15 protein-coding genes and 1 pseudogene are annotated in these 21,306 nt (G+C 67.9%); 12 read left to right on the top strand and 4 right to left on the bottom strand.

Translation table 11 applies throughout. The annotated features are described in order from the left end of the window. The first annotated feature begins 80 nt into the window (after positions 1-80). The 3 genes from DCN14_RS32260 (at position 81) to DCN14_RS32250 (ending at position 3,271) form a co-directional block, all read left to right on the top strand. Complete coding sequence (locus tag DCN14_RS32260) at positions 81-971, top strand: amidohydrolase family protein (protein ID WP_096508046.1); 891 nt, start codon at positions 81-83, stop codon at positions 969-971. Positions 972-978: 7 nt separating this feature from the next. Then, positions 979-1,866, top strand: coding sequence for an oxaloacetate decarboxylase (locus tag DCN14_RS32255; RefSeq protein WP_096508047.1), 888 nt, complete (start codon positions 979-981; stop codon positions 1,864-1,866). Between the two features lie 85 nt (positions 1,867-1,951). Next, positions 1,952-3,271 carry an MFS transporter gene (locus DCN14_RS32250; RefSeq protein WP_096508048.1) on the top strand — a complete coding sequence of 440 codons (1,320 nt, stop codon included), beginning with the start codon at positions 1,952-1,954 and terminating at the stop codon, positions 3,269-3,271. An 83-nt stretch (positions 3,272-3,354) separates the two neighbouring features. Here DCN14_RS32250 and DCN14_RS32245 read toward each other — a convergent pair whose 3' ends face one another. Together DCN14_RS32245 and DCN14_RS32240 are read right to left on the bottom strand one after the other, a co-directional pair. Further along, a complete protein-coding gene (locus DCN14_RS32245; protein ID WP_096508049.1) occupies positions 3,355-5,064 on the bottom strand; it encodes a dihydroxyacetone kinase family protein in 1,710 nt (569 codons plus the stop codon). Between the two features lie 683 nt (positions 5,065-5,747). Further along, positions 5,748-6,117, bottom strand: a pseudogene (locus DCN14_RS32240) (sigma-54-dependent Fis family transcriptional regulator); the annotation flags it as partial. A gap of 493 nt (positions 6,118-6,610) precedes the next feature. On the opposite strand from DCN14_RS32240, the gene msuE reads away from it, so the two are divergent. Both msuE and sfnG read left to right on the top strand, forming a co-directional pair. Further along, the gene (gene msuE / locus DCN14_RS32235) at positions 6,611-7,171 is read left to right on the top strand and encodes an FMN reductase (RefSeq protein ID WP_096508050.1); all 561 of its coding nucleotides are present in this window, start codon (positions 6,611-6,613) and stop codon (positions 7,169-7,171) included. A gap of 35 nt (positions 7,172-7,206) precedes the next feature. Then, positions 7,207-8,310, top strand: a complete 1,104-nt coding sequence (sfnG, locus tag DCN14_RS32230) for a dimethylsulfone monooxygenase SfnG (RefSeq protein ID WP_096508051.1) — start codon at positions 7,207-7,209, stop codon at positions 8,308-8,310. A 179-nt stretch (positions 8,311-8,489) separates the two neighbouring features. Here the strand turns inward: sfnG and DCN14_RS32225 are convergent, their stop codons facing one another. After that, positions 8,490-9,137: a LysE family translocator gene (locus tag DCN14_RS32225; RefSeq protein WP_096508052.1), complete on the bottom strand. Its 648-nt coding sequence runs from the start codon at positions 9,135-9,137 to the stop codon at positions 8,490-8,492. A 106-nt stretch (positions 9,138-9,243) separates the two neighbouring features. Between DCN14_RS32225 and DCN14_RS32220 the strand changes: the two genes are divergently transcribed. After that, positions 9,244-10,095, top strand: coding sequence for a LysR substrate-binding domain-containing protein (locus DCN14_RS32220; protein WP_096508053.1), 852 nt, complete (start codon positions 9,244-9,246; stop codon positions 10,093-10,095). A 43-nt stretch (positions 10,096-10,138) separates the two neighbouring features. On the opposite strand, the gene DCN14_RS32215 is transcribed toward DCN14_RS32220, so the two are convergent. Next, positions 10,139-11,029 carry a LysR substrate-binding domain-containing protein gene (locus tag DCN14_RS32215; RefSeq protein WP_096508054.1) on the bottom strand — a complete coding sequence of 297 codons (891 nt, stop codon included), beginning with the start codon at positions 11,027-11,029 and terminating at the stop codon, positions 10,139-10,141. A gap of 152 nt (positions 11,030-11,181) precedes the next feature. Here DCN14_RS32215 and DCN14_RS32210 point away from each other — a divergent pair, with 152 nt between their 5' ends. The 6 genes from DCN14_RS32210 (at position 11,182) to DCN14_RS32185 (ending at position 21,222) form a co-directional block, all read left to right on the top strand. Continuing rightward, positions 11,182-14,232, top strand: a complete 3,051-nt coding sequence (locus DCN14_RS32210) for an FAD-binding and (Fe-S)-binding domain-containing protein (protein WP_096508055.1) — start codon at positions 11,182-11,184, stop codon at positions 14,230-14,232. A 303-nt stretch (positions 14,233-14,535) separates the two neighbouring features. Next, positions 14,536-15,960: an aldehyde dehydrogenase gene (gene aldA, locus DCN14_RS32205; RefSeq protein ID WP_096508056.1), complete on the top strand. Its 1,425-nt coding sequence runs from the start codon at positions 14,536-14,538 to the stop codon at positions 15,958-15,960. 212 nt (positions 15,961-16,172) lie between these two features. After that, a complete protein-coding gene (locus DCN14_RS32200) occupies positions 16,173-17,477 on the top strand; it encodes an MFS transporter (protein ID WP_096508057.1) in 1,305 nt (434 codons plus the stop codon). 52 nt (positions 17,478-17,529) lie between these two features. Beyond that, positions 17,530-18,780: a mandelate racemase/muconate lactonizing enzyme family protein gene (locus DCN14_RS32195; protein WP_096508058.1), complete on the top strand. Its 1,251-nt coding sequence runs from the start codon at positions 17,530-17,532 to the stop codon at positions 18,778-18,780. A gap of 6 nt (positions 18,781-18,786) precedes the next feature. After that, the gene (locus DCN14_RS32190) at positions 18,787-20,400 is read left to right on the top strand and encodes a GMC family oxidoreductase N-terminal domain-containing protein (protein ID WP_096508059.1); all 1,614 of its coding nucleotides are present in this window, start codon (positions 18,787-18,789) and stop codon (positions 20,398-20,400) included. Positions 20,401-20,493: 93 nt separating this feature from the next. Beyond that, positions 20,494-21,222, top strand: coding sequence for an IclR family transcriptional regulator (locus DCN14_RS32185; protein ID WP_162826268.1), 729 nt, complete (start codon positions 20,494-20,496; stop codon positions 21,220-21,222). Positions 21,223-21,306: the final 84 nt, after the last annotated feature.

Raw genomic sequence — 21,306 nt, 5'->3', positions numbered from 1 at the left:
CCGGCGACACCGCTTCGTTGCGCCGTTTCATCACTCAATCGCGCCGGCCGCATCGGTCGGACGCTTCTTGCAGACTCATCATGGATCGAGCCGCCAAGCACTTCGCCGAACAGGCCGGGACTGCCCCGACGGTCGACGCGTGGTATGCAGCCGGCCCCGCCGTGGCCGCCGTCGATGCGCATGCGCACGTGTTCGCACGCGGCCTGCCGTTGGCGCCGGTCGTGCGTCATGCGCCCGACTACGACGCGTCGCTCGACACCTATGTCGCGCATCTCGCCGCGCACGGCATCACGCACGCGGTGCTGGTGCAGCCGAGCTTTCTCGGTACCGACAACACGTTCTTCGTCGACGTGCTGCGTCGCTACCCGCGCCGCTTTCGCGGCGTCGCGATGGTCGATCCGGCGATCTCCGACCGCGATCTCGACGCGCTCGACCGGGCGGGCGTGGTCGGCATGCGGCTGAACCTCGTCGGGCTGCCGATCCCGGATTTCGGCGCGCGCGCATGGCGTGCGCTGTTCGCCCGCATCAACGCGCTCGGCTGGCATGTCGAGATCCATCGCGGCATCGAGGATCTGCGCGCGATCGCCGCGCCGCTGCTCGCGCAGTCGTGCACGCTGGTGATCGACCATTTCGGCCGTCCGTCGCCCGCGCTCGGCGCGTGCGCGCCGAGCTTCCGCGAGCTGCTGTCGCTCGCGGATACCGGTCGCGTGTGGGTCAAGCTGTCGGCCGCGTATCGCAACAGCGTGAGCGGCGACGGCACGATCGACGCACTCGATGTCGCGCATGCGCTGCGCACCGCGTTCACGGCCGAGCGGCTCGTGTGGGGCAGCGACTGGCCGCACACGCAGCATCGCGAGCGCGTCGACTTCGATGCCGCCTATGCGGCGCTCGCGCGCTGGCTGCCCGATCCCGGCGAGCGCCTGCGCGTGCTGCGCGACTCGCCCCGCACGCTCTTTCGTTTCGACCAGTGAGGACCGCATGACCGATCACACCGCACTTCGTCGCGCCGCGTTCCGGCGCGGCATCGCCGCCCGCGAGGGGCTGCTCGTCGCCGGCACGTTCAATGCGCTGAGCGCGCGCATCGCCGCCGACGTCGGTTTCGGCGCGCTGTACCTGAGCGGCGCGGGTGTCACCAACATGTCGCTCGGGCTGCCGGATCTCGGCTTCGTCGGGCTCGGCGAGCTGGCCGAGCACACGGCGCGCGTGCGCGACGCGGTCGACCTGCCGCTGATGGTCGATGCCGACACGGGCTTCGGCAATGCGCTGAACGTGCTGCATACGGTACGCACGCTCGAGCGCAGCGGCGCGGATGCGATCCAGCTCGAGGACCAGGTGTTGCCGAAGAAGTGCGGCCACTTCGCGGGCAAGGAAGTGATTCCCGCCGAGGAAATGGTCGGCAAGCTGAAGGCGGCCGTGGACGCGCGCGTCGATCCGAACCTGCTGATCGTCGCGCGCACCGATGCGGCGGCCGTGCACGGCATCGACGACGCGATCGAGCGCGCGCACCGCTATGCCGCGGCCGGCGCCGACGTGCTGTTCATCGAGGCGATGGAGGCACCGGAGGACGTCGAGCGGCTGCCCGCGCTGTTCGACACGCCGCAGCTCATCAACATCGTGATCGGCGGCAAGACGCCGACCCGTTCACGCGACGCGCTCGCGCAGCTCGGCTACGGCGCGGTGCTGTATGCGAACGCGGCGCTGCAGGGCGCGGTGCACGGCATGCAGGCCGCGCTGTCGACGCTGCGCGAAACGGGCCGGCTCGACGAGGATCCGGCGCTCGTCGCGCCGTTCGCCGAACGGCAGCGGCTCGTCGACAAGGCGCGCTTCGACGCGCTCGACGCGCGCTACGCGGCCGCGCAATCGTAAGCGGCGATGCGGCGAAGGGTAGCCGCCTGCCGCCCCTCGCCACGACGCATCGCCGCGCCCGACACACGATAAACAGGAGACGACCGTGACACCTTCCTCACCCGAGGCGGCCGGCGCGCCGCCGCGCATCGGTTCGATCGTCGGCGGACTGGCCGGCAACCTGATCGAGTGGTACGACTTCCTCGCGTACAGCATCTTCTCGATCTATTTCGCGCCGTCGTTCTTTCCCGCCGACCGGCCGACCGTGCAGTTGATGAACACGGCGGCGATCGCCGCGGTCGGTTATGTCGCGCGACCGGCGGGCAGCTGGCTCGTCGGGCTCTATGCGGACCGGCGCGGGCGCAAGGCCGCGCTGACGAAATCCGTGCTCGCGATGTGCGCGGGCTCGATGCTGATCGCCGTCACGCCCGGCTACGCGACGATCGGCGTGCTCGCGCCGGCGTTGCTGGTCGCCGCGCGGCTGCTGCAGGGGCTCAGCATGGGCGGCGAATACGGCACCAGCGCGACCTACCTGAGCGAGATCGCGCCGCCGAACCGGCGCGGTTTCTATGTCGGCTTCCTGCAGGTGAGCGTGGTCGCCGGCCAGCTCGTCGCGCTCGGCCTGATGCTCGCGATGCAGCGGATCTTCGCCGGTACGCACGACATCGAGCGCTGGGGCTGGCGGATTCCGTTCTTCGTCGGCGGCGTGCTCGCGCTGTTCGCGCTCTACATGCGCCGCAATGTCGTCGAGAGCGATGCGTTCATCGCGAGCCGCGCGCGGGCGGCGAAGACGCGCGTGTCGGCCGATCTCGCGGCCCACTGGCGCGAACTGCTGCTCGCGATCGGCATCACGATCGGCGGCACCGTCGCGTTCTATACGTACACCGTCTACATGCAGAAATACCTCGTCAATTCCGTCGGACTGCAAAAGGAAACGGCGACCTGGATCTGCACGATCGCGCTGCTGCTCTACATGCCGCTGCAGCCGCTGTTCGGCCTCGTGTCCGATCTCGTCGGGCGCCGGCCCGTGCTGCTGTGGTTCGGGATCGGCGGCGCACTGCTGTCGGTGCCGATCTTCACGGCGCTCGGCCACGTGCACGGGCCGCTCGCGGCGTTCGCGCTGGTGTTCGCGGGGCTCGTCGTGCTGAGCGGATTCACGTCGGTGCACATGCTCGTCAAGGCCGAACTGTTTCCGCCGCAGATCCGCGCGCTGGCGGTCGGGCTGCCGTATGCGCTGACGACGGCGATCCTCGGCGGGACGACCGAATTCGTCGCGCTGCGGTTGAAGGCGGCCGGCAACGAGTCGATGTTCTTCTGGTACGTCGCAGGCTGCGCGGCGATTTCGCTGATCGTGTACTGGCGGATGCCGGAGACGCATCCGGCGAAGCGCGAGCGCGCGACGGCGGAGGTCGCGCGTGCGATGTAGGCGGTCGCGCCGGTCGGCATCGCGCGCGACGCTGAAGTGATGCGGCGGCGCCGGTTCGATCCGGCGCCGCCGTGCAGCGCCGCTTACCGCACGTGCGGCAGCAACGCACGCAGCCAGTACGCGACCGCCACCGCGCCGCCATCCGGCGTGCCGATCGCACGCTCGCCGAGATAGCTCGCCCGGCCCGCGCGCGGCGTCATGCCGGCCGTTTGCTGCGCGCCGTGTTCCGCGGCTTCGACGGCCGCCGCCCATGCGCTCGCGTGATCGCGGTCGTCGTCGAGTGCGCGGTCGAACGCGACGGCGGCCGGCACCAGCGCATCGAGCATCGTGCGGTCGCCGGCGTGCGCGCCGCCCAGTTCGCTGATGGCATCCACCGCGTTGCGAAACGCGGCGGCCCAGTCGCGCGCGGACGGCTCGGCAACGTCGGCGGCCTCGCCGAGACGCCGCGCCGCACGCAGCAGCGCGGTGGCATAGAACGGCCCCGAACTGCCCGCGATCGCGCGGCGCAACGCGGCGCCCAGCGCCGCGAGCGTACCGGCCGGCGTGCCGTAAGCGGCTTCCGGCAAGTCGAGGATCGCGTGCGCGGCGCGCCGCATGCTCGCACCGAGATCGCCGTCGCCGGCAGCCGTATCGAGTTCGGTCAGCGTCGCTTCGTGCTCGATCAACGCCTGCGCGACCGCATGCAGCGCCGGTTGCAGCCGCGCCGCCCACGCGCGGCCGGCCGCATCGAGCGGCGGCAGCGGTTGCTCGTGCACGGCGGCCGCGGCCGCGCGAATCCGCGTGTTGACCGCGCCGCCGCCCGGCCACGCGCGTGCCTGCGTCGGCGCGTCGAGCAGCGCGGCCCGTTCCTCGTTCAGCCGCAGCAACGAGATCGAGCACCCGGGCATGTTCAGCGCCGACAGGAACGTGCCGGCCCACGCACGCGCGACGGCGATGCCGCGCCGGCTCAGGTTGTCGTGCGCGGCGCGCAGCACGATCGCCAGTTCCATGTCGGGTGTCGCGCCGAGGCCGTTGACGAACAGGGCGACGCGTTCGCCGCGATCGAGCACGAGATCGGCGACGATGCTCGACAGCAGCGTGTCGACGAGCGCGTCGGCGGGCTGCGGCGCGGTGCGTTCGACGCCTTTCTCGCCGTGGATGCCGAGGCCGAGCTCGATCTCGTGATCGGCGAGGCTGAAGCCAGCCTTGTCGGCGCCGGGGATCGTGCAGCCGTCGAGCGCGACGCCCATCGTGCCGAGGTCGGCCGCCGCGTCGCGCGCGATCGCCGCGACGCGGGCCAGCGACAGCCCGCGCGCGGCAGCCGCGCCGGCCAGCTTGTGGATCAGCACGGTGCCGGCGATCCCGCGTCGCTGCCCGCGCTCGACGCGGCCGCGCAGCGATACGTCGTCGGCGACGATCACCGTCTCGACCGGAATGCCTTCCGCGCGTGCGAGCTCGGCGGCCAGCCCGAAATTGAGGCGGTCGCCGGTGTAGTTCTTCACGACGAGCAGCGCGCCGTTCGGGCCGGCGCTCGCGCGGATCGCGGCCAGCACCGCGTCGGTCGACGGCGACGTGAAGACTTCGCCGCAGACGGCCGCGCTCAGCATGCCTTCGCCGACATAGCCGCCGTGCGCGGGTTCGTGGCCGCTGCCGCCGCCGGACAGGATCGCGACGGGGCGCTGTGCCGGATCGGGCAGCGGCTGGCGGACGAGCACGTGCTCGTCGCCGAGGATCGCGAGATGCGGCGACTGCCGCGCGATGCCTTCCAGCATTTCGCGCACGACATCGGACGGGCGGTTCACAAGCTTTTTCATGGCAGCGGTTTTCCTGACGGTGAGACGGCGGCACGGCCGCGCGGCGTACTGTGGATGGCAGGCGGCGTGACCCGGAAACGGCACGCCGCACAGTCGGCGTTACGCAACATCCCGACATTCGTAGCACGAATGTAACGAAAACCGCGCGGCTCATGGGGGCGAAAAACGCCGCTCGAACGGCGGGAAAGCCCCCGTGCGAACGCGTGGAGGCTTGCCTGGCGGGCGAGAAGCCGGTTCGTGCGAGGCAATGGCATGGAAAGTGCGGATTGCTCCGCGGCCCTGTTCGGAACATGCGGGCCTCGGGAACCCGGCGGCCGACCTGCTCGGACAGGTCGGCGGTGTGCTGTGGGCGGCGGGCTGGCGCGCTCGGCGGCATGTTGTCGGCGCTCGGGTCGACACCGCCCGGTTCGGTGACCGGCACGCTGGGCGGTGTAGCGGGCGGGAGCGGGTGCTGCCGCGAATCCGCTTGCGCCGGTGACGTCGCTGCTCGGCGGGGTGTCGGGCGGCGTCGCGAAATAGCCGTGCACGGTGCGGCGAGCGTCGGGGGCGCTGCTTGCCGCCGGGCGTGCTTCGCGCCATGCGGGATCGGCTTCTCTTTCTCGATCGGCCTCAGCCGACAGCGAAAGCGGATTCCGGCGAGCCCGCGTCGCCGCTCTCCGCATTGCGCCAGCGTGCGTGCCTGATTACTTGATCGCCGCGATCGCCTTCGCGCGAATCAACCACGCCCGCAACACATTGCGGCTGATGCCGAGCAACCGAGCGGCCTGGATCTGGTTGCGGTGACTGAAGTCGAACGCGACGCGCATCACGATGTCCTCGATTCATTCGAACAGGTGCTCATGTTCTTCGTCGAACAGCGCGCTGTTCGAGCGCTTCATCGGCCGGCCCCCGGTTCGCCGGCGCCGTCACGCGCGCGGCGGCCACCGGTGCGCATGACGACGACAGGTTCAGGTCGGCTTCCTGCAGCGCGTCGTGGCGGCTTACCAGCCGCGCATGATGAATCATGTTCCCCAGCTCGCGGATATTGCCGGACCACGCATGCGCTTCGAGCCGGCACGCCGTGACCGGACGCGCGCCGACGGGCGGCGCGTTTCGGTTGCTGCCTGATCAGCAGCGTGTTCAGCGTTTTGCGTCGCGCGGGAAACATCGATTTCCGATAACCAAAGCGGGATTGCCGCACAGCATGCTGCGGAGCCGGATAGCGGCGCGATGACGTCGAATTCGACGTCATCGCGTTCGATGCGGCAGCCGCGCTGCCGTCGCGATCGCGCAAGCCGCGCTGCAATGCTGCTGATCGAGCAGCACCGCATCAGCAGCGCTGTTGGCCCAGGTTCATCTCGATGCGGCATATCGATGTGATGTGCGTTCGGGAACGCTTGCCCGATTCGCGTATTTGGCCCGGATGCCCCGTCAGGCGGGCGATTGGTCGAAATTTCGTGATGCAGATTACTTTGCGCCGCTGCCCGCATGGGAAATGGCACGTTCCTTGCAAACCCGAAACGGTATCGGCGCGGCGACGCGCGGCTCGACGACGGGAACGCATGGCATGAGCAACACAATCAACGTAGTCGCAATATCGGGCGGCCTGCAACGGCCGTCCCGCACGCTGGCGCTGACCGACGCAATCGTCGGCGCGCTCGGCGACGCATTGCCGATCGACACGCAGCGGATCGAACTCGGCGAGATCGGCAACCGGCTGGCCGGCGCGCTCACGCGCACGCAGGTGCCGCCGGATCTCGAGGCGCTGATCCGCGCGATCGAGACGGCCGATGCGCTCGTCGTCGCGAGCCCCGTGTATCGCGCGTCGTACACCGGCATCTTCAAGCACCTGTTCGACCTCGTGCATCATGCGTCGCTGATCGATGTGCCGGTGCTGCTCGCCGCCACCGGCGGCAGCGAGCGTCATGCGCTCGTGATCGATCACCAGCTTCGGCCGCTGTTCAGCTTCTTCCAGGCGCGCACGCTGCCGATCGGCGTGTATGCATCCGAAAGCGATTTCGACCGCTACGAGATTGCGAATCCCGCCCTGCGCGCGCGCATCGCGCTCGCCGTGGATCGCGCGGTGCCGCAACTGCGCCCGCGCGCGCTGTCCGCCGTCGCGGCGTAACGCCTTTCGTTTTCTCCTTCGATCAGGATAGTGTCATGAGCATTCAAGAACCTTCGGCCGACGGCGTCAAATTCGCGTACTGGGTGCCGAACGTCAGCGGCGGACTCGTCGTCAGCACGATCGAGCAGCGTACCGACTGGAGCCTCGAATACAACCAGAAGCTCGCGCGCACGGCCGAGGCGGCCGGCTTCGACTACGCGCTGAGCCAGATCCGCTTCACGGCCGGCTACGGCGCCGAATACCAGCACGAGTCGGTGTCGTTCAGCCAGGCGCTGCTGCATGCGACGACGAAGCTCAAGGTGCTCGCCGCGATCTTGCCGGGGCCGTGGCATCCGGCGGTGGTCGCGAAGCAGCTCGCGACGATCGACCATATTTCGAACGGACGCATCGCGATCAACGTCGTCAGCGGCTGGTTCAAGGGCGAGTTCACCGCGATCGGCGAGCCGTGGCTCGAACACGACGAGCGCTATCGGCGTTCGAAGGAATTCATCCAGGCGCTCAAGGGCATCTGGACGCAGGACAACTTCACGTTCAAGGGCGACTTCTACCGCTTCAACGATTACACGCTGAGCCCGAAGCCCGTGCAGAAGCCGCATCCGGAGATCTTCCAGGGCGGCAGCTCGCGCGCGGCGCGCGACAACGCGGCGAGCGTGTCGGACTGGTACTTCACGAACGGCAATACGCCGGAGAACCTGAAGGCGCAGATCGACGACATTCGCGCGAAGGCGGCGGCGAACAACCATCGCGTGCGGATCGGCGTCAATGCGTTCGTGATCGCGCGCGACACCGAGGAAGAGGCGCGGGCCGTGCTCGACGACATCATCCGGCACGCGCACGTCGAGGCCGTGCATGCGTTCGGCGATGCGGTGAAGCAGGCGGGCAGCGCATCGCCGGAAGGCGAGGGCAACTGGGCGAAATCCACGTTCGAGGATCTGGTGCAGTACAACGACGGGTTCCGCACGAACCTGATCGGCACGCCGCAACAGATCGCCGAGCGGATCGTCGCGCTGAAGGCGATCGGCGTCGATCTCGTGCTGGCCGGTTTCCTGCATTTCATCGAGGAAGTCGAGTACTTCGGCAAGCGCGTGCTGCCGCTCGTGCGCGAACTCGAGGCGCAGCAGCAGGCGGTGGCCGCTTGATGCGCGACGACGGGCCGGGACGCGATGCGACCGCGAACGGTTGCATGACCGGGTGAACGCGATGGCCGGCGATGCGTGTCGCCGGCCATGATGAAGCGGTGCTTCGCGACGGGCAGTGCGACCCGCGCGTCACGTCATCCGCGCTCTGCCGCACCCCACGACGCACCTCACGGAGCGCCTCACGGAGCGCCCGCCATCCGCGCAGCATCGACGAGCATCTCCACACCGAGGCCGCCCAGCACCATCCCCATCGCCCGGCGCTGCGCCAGCAGCAGCGCCGGGCGCCCGTGCAGGAATTTCGCGATGCCGCTCGAGCAGATCGCGACCATCCCGTTGGCCGACGCGAACGCGGCGATCAGCAGCGAGCCGAGAAAGAGCGACTGGCCGAACACGCTGCCTTGCCGGTAGTCGATGAACTGCGGCAGCAGCGACACGAACAGCATCGCTAGCTTCGGATTGAGCACGCTGGTCGTCGCGCCCATCGCGAGCAGCCGCAGCGGCTGCTCGCTCGGCAGCGCCTTCACCTCGAACGGCGAACGGCCGCCGGGGCGGACCGCCTGCCACGCGAGGTACAGCAGGTACGCGGCGCCGACCACGCCGAGCACGGTGCCCGCGTACGGCACGCTCAGGAACAGCGTGGTGATCCCGAACGCCGCGCCGAACATGTAGAACAGGTAGCCCACCATCACGCCCGCGAGCGAAATCAGCCCGGCGGTGCGCCCCTGCGCGATCGAGCGCGACATCACGTAGACCATGTTCGGCCCCGGCGTGACCGCGAGCATCCCGCCGATGACCAGAAATCCGTAAAGCGAGCCGGTGGTATGCATGGTTGTCGTTTCCTGCGATGAACGTCGATGACATGCATTGTCCGACCGTGGAGACGCCCAGTAAAACGGGATAAACTGAATCGATTGATCAGATTTTCTGAGGAAAATGAAAAAGCTCGATCTCGATGTGCTGGCGATGGTGGTGGCCGTGACGGAGTCCGGTTCGTTCGCGCAGGGCGCGCAAGCCGTGCACCGGTCGCCGTCGGCGGTGAGCATGCAGATCAAGGCGCTGGAAGACGCGCTCGGCAAGCCGCTGTTCATCCGCGATACGCGCAACGTCACGGCGACCGACGACGGCCGCATGCTCGCCGAGTACGGCCGCCGGATGCTGGCGATGCGCGACGAGGCATGGGCGTCGGTCGTGCGCCCGGAGATCAGCGGCCGCGTGACGATCGGCGTGCCCGACGACTACATCTCGTCGCTGCTGCCGCAGGTGCTGGGGAAGTTCGCCGCGATGCATCCGCGCGTGGAAGTGCGCGTGATCGGCCAGCCGAGCAGCGCGCTCGTGCCGATGCTCAAGGACAACACCGTCGATCTCGCCTGCCTCACGCGCATCAAGGGCGTGACCGGCGAACTCGTCCGGCTCGAGCCGATCGTGTGGACGGGCTCGGCGAAACGCAACGTATGGGAGGAGCGGCCGTTGCCGGTCGCATTTTTCACGCATGGCGGCAGCATGGCGCGCGACCATGCGGTCAAGGCGCTGAACCGGCAGCACATCCCGTACCGGATGTCGTACGAAAGCCCGAGCTTTCTCGGCCTCCTGAGCATGGTCGAGGCCGGCCTCGCCGTCGCGCCGCTCGCGCGGTGCAGCATTCCCGCGCATCTCGTCCAACTGTCGCAGAACGAAGGGCTGCCGCCGCTGGGCGAGCTCGAAGTCGTGCTGGCGCGCAGCGCGCAGTCGGCGCGCCCGCCGTGCGACTACCTCGCCGAGCAGATTCTCGACGAATGGCGTGCATGACCGCGCGGCGGCGCGCAGCCGCGGCGTTGCCCGCTGTCGAGATTCAGCACGACTTCAGCAGCCATTCCCTGAATGCCGCCAGCGACGGCAACGTGTCGTTTTCCGGCGGATACACGAGGTAGTAGCTGCGCTGGCTCGTGATCGCGTCGCCGATCGACACGAGCTCGTTGCGGCCCAGCTCGTCTTCCACCAGCACCTTCGGCACGAGGCCGATCCCCATCCCCGCGCGCACGGCCTGGATCAGGTGCGACGTCAGCTCGAAGCTCGGGCCGATCCGCATGTCGCGATGATCGAGCCCGAAATGCGAGAACCATTCCGCCCACGCATGCTGATTGCTCGTCACCCCGAGCAGCGTTTGCCCGGCCGCCCACGCCGGCGCATGCGGGCCGGCCTCGCGGCCGCCGCCCGCGTCGGGGCTCGCGATCGCGATCAGGAACTCGTTGTACAGCCGGTGCGCGTGCAGGCCGGGCCAGTCGCCCGCGCCGACGGTAATGGCCGCGTCGAGATCGTCGGTATGGAAATCGATGCTGCCGATCCGCGAGTGCAGGTGCACGGTCACGCCCGGATGGGCGGCGTAGAAGTCGTGCAGGTGCGGCAGCAGCCATTTCGAGCCGAAGGTCGGCAACGTGGCCAGCCGCAGCGTGCCGGCCCCGGCGTGGTGCGACATGGCCTGCAGCGTCGCGCCGCGGATGCGCCCCAGCGCGCCGCTCAGCTCGATGAAGTAGCGGCGCCCGACCTCCGTCAGCTTCACGGAGCGGCCCTCGCGCCGGAACAGCGGCACGCCGAGCTGATCCTCCAGCGTCTGGACCTGCCGGCTGATCGCGCTCTGGCTGAGCGACAACTCATCGGCCGCGCGCGTATAGCTCTCGTGCCGGGCGGCCGCCTCGAACACGAGCAGCAGCGACATGGACGGAGTCAGACGACGATAATTCATGAGTTTTATGCAAGTTTTGCCGGGGGAGAATTCGTTTGTTTCTCGTGCGGATTAGCAAGATACTGGATTTCCGGCGTGTATGGAATCTTGCTCAAAACTCATGTTTCTGACCTGACGGCGCACCGGCTCCACCTACCTTTCGCGTTTATCCCATGTCGATCGCTCCGTTGCCCCGTCCCGCCAGCCCGCCCGAAAGCCGTTACCGCGATTTTCTCGCCGCCCTACAGGCCGCCGGCTTCGCCGGGGAAATCCGTGTGGATCACGCGAACCGGACCGTGCAGGCCACGGACAATTCGATCTACCAGCGGCTGCCGCAGGCGGTGATCTGTCCCGCGCATGCGGACGACGTGCGGCTCGTCGCGCGGCTGCTCGCCGACCCCGCGCATCGCGACGTCGCGGTGGCCGCGCGCGGCGGCGGCACCGGCACCAACGGGCAGTCGCTGACCGACGGCGTGGTCGTGGACCTGTCGCGCAACATGAACCGGATCCTGGAGATCAACGTCGCCGAGCGCTGGGTGCGCGTGCAGGCGGGCGTCGTCAAGGATCAGCTCAATGCCGCGCTGAAGCCGCACGGCCTCTTTTTCGCGCCGGAGCTGTCGACCTCGAACCGCGCGACGGTCGGCGGGATGATCAACACCGACGCGAGCGGGCAGGGCAGCTGCACGTACGGCAAGACGCGCGACCACGTGCTCGCGCTCGACTTCGTGCTGATGGGCGGCGAGCAGCTGCACAGCGACGCGCTCGCGGACGACGAACTGGCGCGCCGCTGCGCGCGGCAGGACCGGATCGGCAAGGTGTATCGTACTGCGCGCCGCATCGCCGACGACAAGGCCGCGCTGATCGACGCGAAATTTCCGAAGCTCAATCGCTGCCTGACCGGCTACGATCTCGCGCACCTGCGCGAGCCGGACGGCCGCTTCAACCTGAACAGCGTGCTGTGCGGCGCCGAAGGCTCGCTCGGCTTCGTCGTCGAAGCGCGCCTCAACGTGTTGCCGATCCCGAAGTATTCGGTGCTGGTGAACGTGCGCTACGCGAGCTTCATGGATGCGCTGCGCGATGCGCGCGCGCTGCTCGAACTGAAACCGCTGTCGATCGAGACGGTCGACTCGAAGGTGCTGATGCTCGCGATGAAGGACTTCGTGTGGAGCAGCGTCGCCGAATATTTCCCGCAGGACGACCCGCGTCCGACGCTCGGCATCAACCTGATCGAATTCAGCGGCGACGACGCGCAAGACGTCGATGCGCGGGTGCGCGCGTTCGTCGATCATCTGCGCACCGATACGCGCGTCGAGCGGCTCGGCCATACGCTCGCGAGCGGCGACGACGCGGTGAAGCGCGTGTATGCGATGCGCAAGCGCGCGGTCGGCTTGCTCGGCAACGTGCAGGGTGAAGCGCGTCCGCAGCCGTTCGTCGAGGACACCGCGGTGCCGCCCGAAAACCTGGCCGCATACATCGCCGAATTCCGCGCGCTGCTCGACGGCCACGGGCTGCAGTACGGGATGTTCGGCCACGTCGACGCGGGCGTGCTGCACGTGCGCCCGGCGCTGGACATGAAGGACCCGAAGCAGGCGGCGCTGGTGCGCCCGGTGTCGGATGCGGTGGCCGCGCTCACGCAGCGCCATGGTGGCCTGTTATGGGGCGAGCACGGCAAGGGCGTGCGCTCCGAATATGCGCCGGCGTTCTTCGGCGAGCTGTATCCGTCGCTGCAGCAACTGAAGGCCGCGTTCGATCCGCACAACCAGTTCAACCCCGGCAAGATCGCGACGCCGCCGGACAATACGCTGCGGCTGCTGAAGATCGACGAGGTGCCCACGCGCGGCGACCACGACCGGCAGATCGACGAGCGCGTGTGGCAGAGCTACGGCACGGCGATGCACTGCAACGGCAACGGCGCGTGCTACAACTTCGACCCGGACGACGCGATGTGCCCGTCGTGGAAGGCGACCCGCGAACGCGTGCATTCGCCGAAGGGGCGTGCGTCGCTGATGCGCGAATGGTTGCGTCTGCAAGGGCAGGCCGGCGTGGATGTGGTCGCCGCGGCGCGCGCACGGCAGCCGCTGCTGAGCGGCTTCACGACCCGCTGGCGCAACAGCCGTGCGGCGCGCAACGGCGAAGCCGATTTCTCGCACGAGGTGTACGACGCGATGGCCGGCTGCCTCGCATGCAAGTCGTGCGCGGGGCAGTGCCCGGTCAAGGTCAACGTGCCCGAGTTCCGCTCGCGTTTTCTCGAGCTGTATCACCAGCGCTATCTGCGGCCGGTGCGCGACTACCTGATCGGCTCGCTCGAATACACGATGCCGTGGATGGCGCGCGTGCCCGCGCTGTACAACGGGCTGATGCGTGCCGGCTGGGTGCGCACGCTGCTGGAGCGGCACGTCGGCATGGTCGACAGTCCGCTCTTGAGCCGCTTCGATCTCGCGGCCGTGATTCGCCAGTGGCGCGTGCGGCCCGCCGAGCCGCAGGCGCTCGCGGCGCTGACCGATGCGCAACGCGAACGCAGCGTCGTCATCGTGCAGGACACGTTCACGCGCTATTTCGATACCGAGCAGCTGGCGACGCTGATCGAGCTGGCGGCGCGCGCGGGCTTCCAGGTGTGGCTCGCGCCGCTCGCGCCGAATGGCAAGGCGCTGCACGTACAGGGCTTTCTCCGCGCATTCGAGAAAGCGGCGATCCGCAACGCGACGCAACTGGCCGCGCTGGCGCGCTCGGGCGTCGCGCTCGTCGGCCTCGATCCGGCGATGACGCTCACGTATCGTCAGGAGTATCTGAAGGTGACGGGGCTCGCCGATGTGCTGAAGGTCGCGCTGCCGCAGGAGTGGTTGCTGCACGCGCTGCCGGAAGCCGGCGCGGAAGCGGGCGGGGCGTCGTACCGGTTGCTGCCGCACTGCACCGAGAAGACCAATGCGCCCGACAGCGGCAAGCAGTGGGCGCAGGTGTTCGCGCGGCGCGGGCTGCGGCTGCAGGTGCAGGCGACCGGGTGCTGCGGGATGTCGGGGACGTACGGGCACGAGGCGCGGAATCTGGCGACGTCGAGGGTGATCTACGCGCAGTCGTGGCGCGCGCAGGTGGATGCGCCGGAAGAACATGGCGAAGCGCTGGCGACGGGGTATTCATGTCGCAGCCAGGTGAAGCGGCTGTCGTCGAAGCAGGTCCGGCATCCGTTGCAGGCGTTGCTCGATCATGTGCGGGCGGGCCAGGGATGAGCGCGGAACGGACGAAACGTCGGTTCGCCCGCCCGGTAGCCGCTGCATCACGCCGCGACGCGTGAGCGTCGTGCACGGGCTGGATTGCTGCCGCGCACACGTGCGCCAGGCCGGCGCATGACAGGAACCCGCATGTCGCGGGGCCGTCCGGAATGAACCGCATCGCACCCACGACGCGCATATTTCCATATATGGAAAAAAATTCCGGCCTATGGGGATCGATTGACCCCCTCCGAAACGCGCACTTATAGTCCCGGTGAACTCTGCAGGTCCGCGAGGACCTCAACGAACCGGGATGTCAACGTGCGCCACTATCAGAATTTTGCCGACAACCACTTCAACGAGTCGGCCCGAACGCCTTCGATCGAAGTCTGCAATCCGGCCACCGGCGACATCGTGGCCACCGTCGACAGCACCAGCCCGGAAGACGCGGACCTGGCCGTTCAGGCCGCCGCGGCCGCGCAGAAAAAGTGGCGGCGCCTGCCGGCCATCGAACGCGCGAAAGTCCTGTACCGGCTGGCCGATGCGCTGATGGCGCGTGCCGATGCCATTGGCCACGCGCTTGCGCTCGAATCCGGCAAGAGTCCGCAGCATGCGCGTGCCGAGGTCCAGTACGCGGCGGAAGTCACCCGCTACCACGCGGAGTGGGCGCGCCGCATCACGGGCGAGATCATCCCGAGCGACAACGCGGGCGAGAACCTGATGCTGTTCCGCGAGCCGATCGGCGTCGGGGTCTGCCTGATTCCGTTCAATTCACCGGTCTACACGCTGATGCGCAAGCTCGCGCCGGCGCTCATCACCGGCAACACGGTGGTGGTCCGGCCCAGCAGCTACACGCCGTGTTCCGCGCTGGAGATCGCGCGTGCGGTGCAGGACGCGAACGTCCCGGCCGGCGTCGTCAACATCATGGCCATGAGCCATGTGGTGGCCGAGCAGATCTGCACCCATCCCGCCGTGGGCATGATCACGCTGACCGGGAGCGTCGGTGCCGGCCGCAAGGTGCTCGAATATTCGCAGGTCAATATCGCGAAAGTGGCGCTGGAGCTGGGCGGCAAGACGCCCGCGATCGTCGAGCCGGATGCCAATCTCGAGCAGGCGGCGGCCGATATCGTGCGCTCCAAGACCACCAACTGCGGGCAGCTCTGTACCGCGGTCGAGCGTGTCTATGTGCACGAGGAGGTCGCCCCGAAGCTGATCGCGCTGTTGCGCAACCGCATGCGGGAGCGCCAGTGGGGCGACCGCAGCCAGCATCACGACTGGATGGGGCCGCTGATCCACGACAACGCGCGCCTCCATATTCACCAGATGGTGGAACGGGCGATCGACGACGGCGCGGTGCTCGAGTGCGGTGGGGCGATTCCGGCGGGCAAGGGCTTCTTCTATCCGCCGACGCTGCTCACCGGATGCCGCCAGGACATGGAAATCATCCAGGAAGAAACCTTCGGGCCGGTGCTGGGCGTGGTGACCTACCGGACGCTCGACGACGCGCTGGAGATGGCGAACGATCACCAGTTCGGCCTGGCGTCGATGATCTACAGCGAGAACCACCGCACGATCATGCGGGTCGCGAACGAGATCGAGGCGGGCGAGTGCTACGTGAATCGCGTGCCCGACGATCCGTACCAGGGCCATCACGGCGGCTGGAAGCGCTCGGGCATCGGCGGCGACGATGGCCAGCACGGGATGCTCGCGTTCACGCAGACGCGGCTGGTGGTCGTGCCGTACTGATCGCGTAACGGCCTATCGCGGCACCGGTCGGGGCGCGCTGCACGCAGCGTCGCCCGGGCCGCATGGACCGGAGCCGGGAAGCAACCAGTGTTTTCCGGACTACTGATCAATTGGAGGGTGAAGCACCGTAGACGTAGCGCAGATTGTCGAGGTTGTCATGCAATACCGGTCCGGCGGACCGGATACGACGCAGTAAAAAAAATGGAGACGTCATGACAGTATCAATCGATTCCCCCGAACGGGCGCTGGCCGAGGCGTCCGGCGCCGGTTCCAGGCTGGTCCGCTATTTTCAGCTGGCCGTGCTCACGCTTGCAGCGGGCGCGCTGTATCCGCTGCTGTACCTGCGCCAGAACTTCGAAAACACGCTGCTGCAAGCGTTCCACATCACGCCCGATCAGCTCGGCGAACTCTATTCGATACTCGGTATCGCGTATGTGGTGACCTACATCCCCAGCGGATGGCTGGCCGACCGCGTGAGCTCGCGCTGGCTGGTCCTGTTCTCGCTGGGCGCCGTGGGCCTGCTCGGCCTGTGGTTCGCCACCTATCCCGACGCGTCGATGCTGCGCTGGATCTATCTCGGCTGGGGTGTTGCCGGCGGGCTGACGTTCTGGTCGGCGATCCTGCGCGCCGTCAAGCTGCTGGCGACCGATCGCGAACAGGGCCGCTTCTTCGGCATCCTCGACGGCGGACGCGGCCTCACCGAGGCCGTCCTCGCGTCGATCGCGGTGGCCATCTTCGCCCACTACGCAAGTCTCGCGCCGCAGCTCGCGCTGCGCCCGGTGATCCACATGTACGCGTATACCTGCCTCGGCATCGGCGTGCTCGCCGGGCTGATTCTGCCGAACGACCGCAACCGGGCCCGCGAATCCGGCGCCGCGCGGCAGGGCGGGCCGTCCGCGTTCGGCGACTTCCTCATGCTGATCCGGATACCGGAAATCTGGCTCGTCAGCCTGATCGTGCTGTCGGGCTACCAGCTGCTGTGGGCCACGTTCTCGTTCTCCAGCTATATCCAGGCGCACTTCTCGGCGTCGGCCGTGCTCGCCGGCGAACTGACGGTCATCAAGCTGTGGATGCGCCCGATCGGCGCGATCGGCGGCGGCTTTCTCGGCGATCGTTTCTCCAACGTCGACGTGCTCGGCGGCGGCATGTTCGCGGCCGCGATCGCGTGGATGCTGTTCGTGCTGGTGCCCGGGTCGGTTCCGGTGTGGCTGCTGGCCGGCTGCATCGTCGTGCTCGGGCTGATGACCTATTCGGTGCACGGGCTGTACTGGGCCATCGTCGACCGCTGCCACGTGCCGGCGCGCGTGACCGGGCTGGCGATCGGGATCATTTCGATGGTCGGCCTCTCGCCGGACGTGTTCCTGCCGATGATCAGCTCGGCGATTTCGCGCCGGTTTCCGGGCGTGTTCGGCACCCAGCTCTACTTCACGTACATCGCCGTGTGCTGCCTGGCGGGCAGCGGGCTCGTGTACGTCTTCAAGAAACGCACCGCGCATTACCGTTTTCCGGGCCGCTGACCGGCGCTGCCCCGCATGACGGTTCAACCATCGCACGTTACTAGGCAATCACATGAAAATCACCTCGCTTGAAACCTATGTCGTCGCCGTGCCGCCCCCGTACATCGGCGGCCGCTACTGGATCTTCGTCAAGCTGAAGACGGCATGCGGCATCGAGGGGGTGGGCGAAGTCTACGCGGCCAGCTTCCATCCGGACGTGATGGAGGCCGCGATCGCCGACGTCTACCAGCGCTACCTCGAGAATCACGATCCGCACCACATCGAGCGCTTTTTCCGCGAGGCCTATTCGAGCGGCTTCACGCAGCGGCCCGACCCGAGCATGATGGGGATCGTGAGCGGCCTCGAGATGGCGTGCTGGGACATCATCGGCAAGGCGGCGAACAAGCCTGTCTACGAACTGATCGGCGGCAAGGTGAACGAGCGGCTGCGCTCGTATACCTACCTTTATCCGAAGACGGCCGACGGCGAGTACAGCCACGACTACGAGGATGTCGAACTGTCCGTGCGCTGCGCCGAGGAATACGTGAAGCAGGGCTTCACCGCGATCAAGTTCGATCCGGCCGGCCCCTACACCGCGTACTGCGGCCACCAGCTCAGCCTCGACCTGCTGGAACTGTCGGCGACGTTCTGCCGGCGGCTGCGCGAGGCGGTCGGCACCCGCTGCGACCTGATCTTCGGCACCCACGGGCAGATGACGCCGTCGGCTGCCGTGCGGCTCGCCCGCTACATCGAGCCGTACGACCCGCTGTGGTTCGAGGAGCCGGTTCCGCCGGGCCAGTCGGAAGCGATGGCGCGGGTTGCGCAGAAAACCAGCATCCCGGTGGCGACGGGCGAGCGGCTTACCACCAAGTACGAATTCTTCGACGTGCTGCGCAACAACGCGGCATCGATCCTGCAGATGAATCTCGGCCGCGTGGGCGGCATCCTGGAGGCGAAGAAGATCGCGAGCCTGGCCGAAGTGCATTACGCGCAGATCGCCCCGCATCTCTACAACGGCCCGATCGGCGCCGCCGCGAGCATCCAGCTCGGCGTGGCGTCGCCCAATTTCCTGATCCAGGAGAGCATCATGCGCTGGGAAGGCTTCCATGCCGAGATCCTGAAGCAGCCGATCGCATGGGAGGACGGCTACATCATTCCGCCGACGGCGCCGGGCCTCGGCGTCGAGCTCGACATGGACGTCGTCCGCGCTCACATGCCGTATACGAGCCGCCGCCTGCACCTGACCGTATCCACGCAGCCGTTCGACGTGAAGGCGGGCCCGTCGGACAGCTGGAAGGCGCGCTACGCAGTCGACAAGGAGTAGGCACCGGTGGAGGCGACAAGTTTTGACTACATCATCGTGGGCGCCGGTTCCGCAGGCTGCATCCTCGCCGATCGCCTGAGCGAATCGGGCCGGTTCCGGGTGCTGCTGCTCGAAGCGGGCGGCGAGGACAAATCGATCTGGCTGCGCATGCCGCTCGGATTCGCGAAGCTGTTTCATCACCGCAAGTACAACTGGCGTTATCAGACGTCGCCGCAGTCGGAGCTGGCGGGGCAGCGCGTCTACACGCCGCGCGGCAAGGTGCTGGGCGGCTCGGGTGCGATCAACGCAATGATCTACGTGCGCGGCCAGCGGCGGGATTTCGACGACTGGGTCGCACAGGGTAATCCGGGCTGGGGCTGGGGCGATGTGCTGCCCTGGTTCAAGCGGCTGGAATCCCACCATGCGGGCGATACCGAATGGCACAGCGGCAGTGGCAAGATCCGCATCACGCGCGATCCGGTGCATCCGATCTGCGAGTCGTTCTTCGATGCGTGCACGCTGCTCGGCTATCGCTTCAACGACGATTTCAACGGCGAGCGCCTCGAGGGCGTCGGCGTCTACGACATCAACACGCGCGACGGGCAACGGGATTCGTCGTGTACGGCCTACCTGCATCCCGCCAGGAAGCGCGCGAATGTCGTGGTGTACACGGATGCGCTCGTGGAACGCGTGCTGTTCGACGACACGCGCACGGCGACCGGCGTCGAGGCCCTGATCGGCGGCCACCGTCAGCGCTTCGCCGCGCGTCGCGAGGTGATCCTTTCCGCCGGCGCCGTGGAGACGCCGAAACTGCTGCAGTGCTCGGGTGTCGGGGACGCGGCGCTGCTGATGCGGCATCAGATTCCCGTGGTCCACCATAGCCCGGCGGTCGGCCGGAATCTGCAGGACCATCTGTGCGCATCGTATTACTTTCGCGCCACCCGTCCGACTGTGAACGACGAGGTGCGCGGCCTGACCCGGCAGGCAGGGGCCATGCTCCAGTACCTGTTCCGACGCAAAGGGATCTTCGCGACGACGGCGAAGGCCGGCGGTTTCCTGCGCACCAGCGACGCGGAACCCGTGCCCAACATGCAGCTCTACTTCAATCCGCTTTCATACGTGCTGCCGGAGTCGGGCGGCATGCCGCGCGTCGAGCCGTACTCGGGCTATACGATCTTTTTCTCGCCGTGCCGGCCGACGAGCCGCGGCTCCGTCGAGCTCACCAGTGCCGACGCGCGTGAGGCGCCCCGGATCGATCCGAATTACCTGTCGACCGAACACGATCGCCGCGAGGCCGTCGCGGGCAGCCGGCTGGTGCGTGAGCTGACTGCAACGCCTTGGCTCAGGCAGGTGACGGCGGAAGAAGTGCGCCCGGCGGGAGCCGTGTCCGACGACGAGAGCATGCTGCGGTTCTTTCGCGAGCAAAGCGGGTCGGTGTACCACCTGTGCGGATCGTGCGCGATGGGTCGCGACGTGGAGCGCACGGTCGTGAACAGCCGGCTGCAGGTGCACGGCGTCGCGAACCTGAGGGTGGTGGACGCGTCGGTGTTTCCGAACATCACGTCGGGCAACATCAACGCGCCCACGATGATGGTCGCCGAAAGGGCGGCGGCATGGATCCTGGCAAGCGCCGCCGACTGAAGCGGCTCGACGGAGACGAAGGCAAAGCCGATAGAATGATCGCCCATGAATGCACCCGATCCACTTCCCGAAGCGAAATCCAGGACCCCGGCAGTGGACGGGGCGCTGGACATTCTGGAAACGCTGGTTCAGTCGACCTGGCCGCTCACGCTGACCGAGATCGCCGAGCGCGTGAATCTCCCGGTGACGAGTTGCCACCGCATCATCGGTACGCTGCTCCAGAGGGGGATGGTGGTGCGCGACCTGCGCCGTCGGAAAGCCTATTGCGCCGGCGCGCGGCTTTTTCAGATGGCGTCCGTCGCCTATCTGCAGCAGCCGATCGTGCCGCTGTTCCACCCGATCGCCGATGTGCTGAAGAACGAACTGCACCAGAGCGTGAACCTGAGCGTGCAGGCGGGTTCCCATGCACTCGTGGTCGCGCACGTCGCGTGGCCGTTCGCTGACCCGTTCGGTGTCTACGTGGGCCTGTCCGATGCGCTGCACCAGTGCGCGGCCGGCAAGGCGATGATGAGCATGCTGCCCGCGAGCGTGCAGCAGCACTACTGGGCCGAGTTCATGGCGGGGCGGGGCGCGAGAGCCGTGTCCCCTGCGGCCGGTAGCGCGGAGTGGATGAATGAGCTCGCGGAGATCAAGCGCGTCGGCTATGCGCTGAGCCGCCCGGAAGCGGGTTCCGGCGTATGCCATCTCGCGGCGCCGGTACTCAACCGTCGCGGCGAGCCGCTGGCGGCGATCGGCGTTTCCCTTGCCGTGCAGCACGACGTTCGCCCGTATGTCACGCCGCTGATCCAGGCGACGTGGCAGCTTTCCGCCCGGCTCGGATAGCGGCCGTCCCGCCCGGGGAAGCCGCGACCGGCAGCGAGATACGGCGTCCAGGCCGCGCTTGCCGGGACGGGCCCGCCGGGCGTG

The organism is Burkholderia sp. IDO3 (assembly GCF_003366075.1).
In the GTDB taxonomy this organism is placed as follows: domain Bacteria; phylum Pseudomonadota; class Gammaproteobacteria; order Burkholderiales; family Burkholderiaceae; genus Burkholderia; species Burkholderia anthina.
Note: the sequence above shows the minus strand (reverse complement) of the source record. Positions and strands in the feature narration are given on the sequence as shown.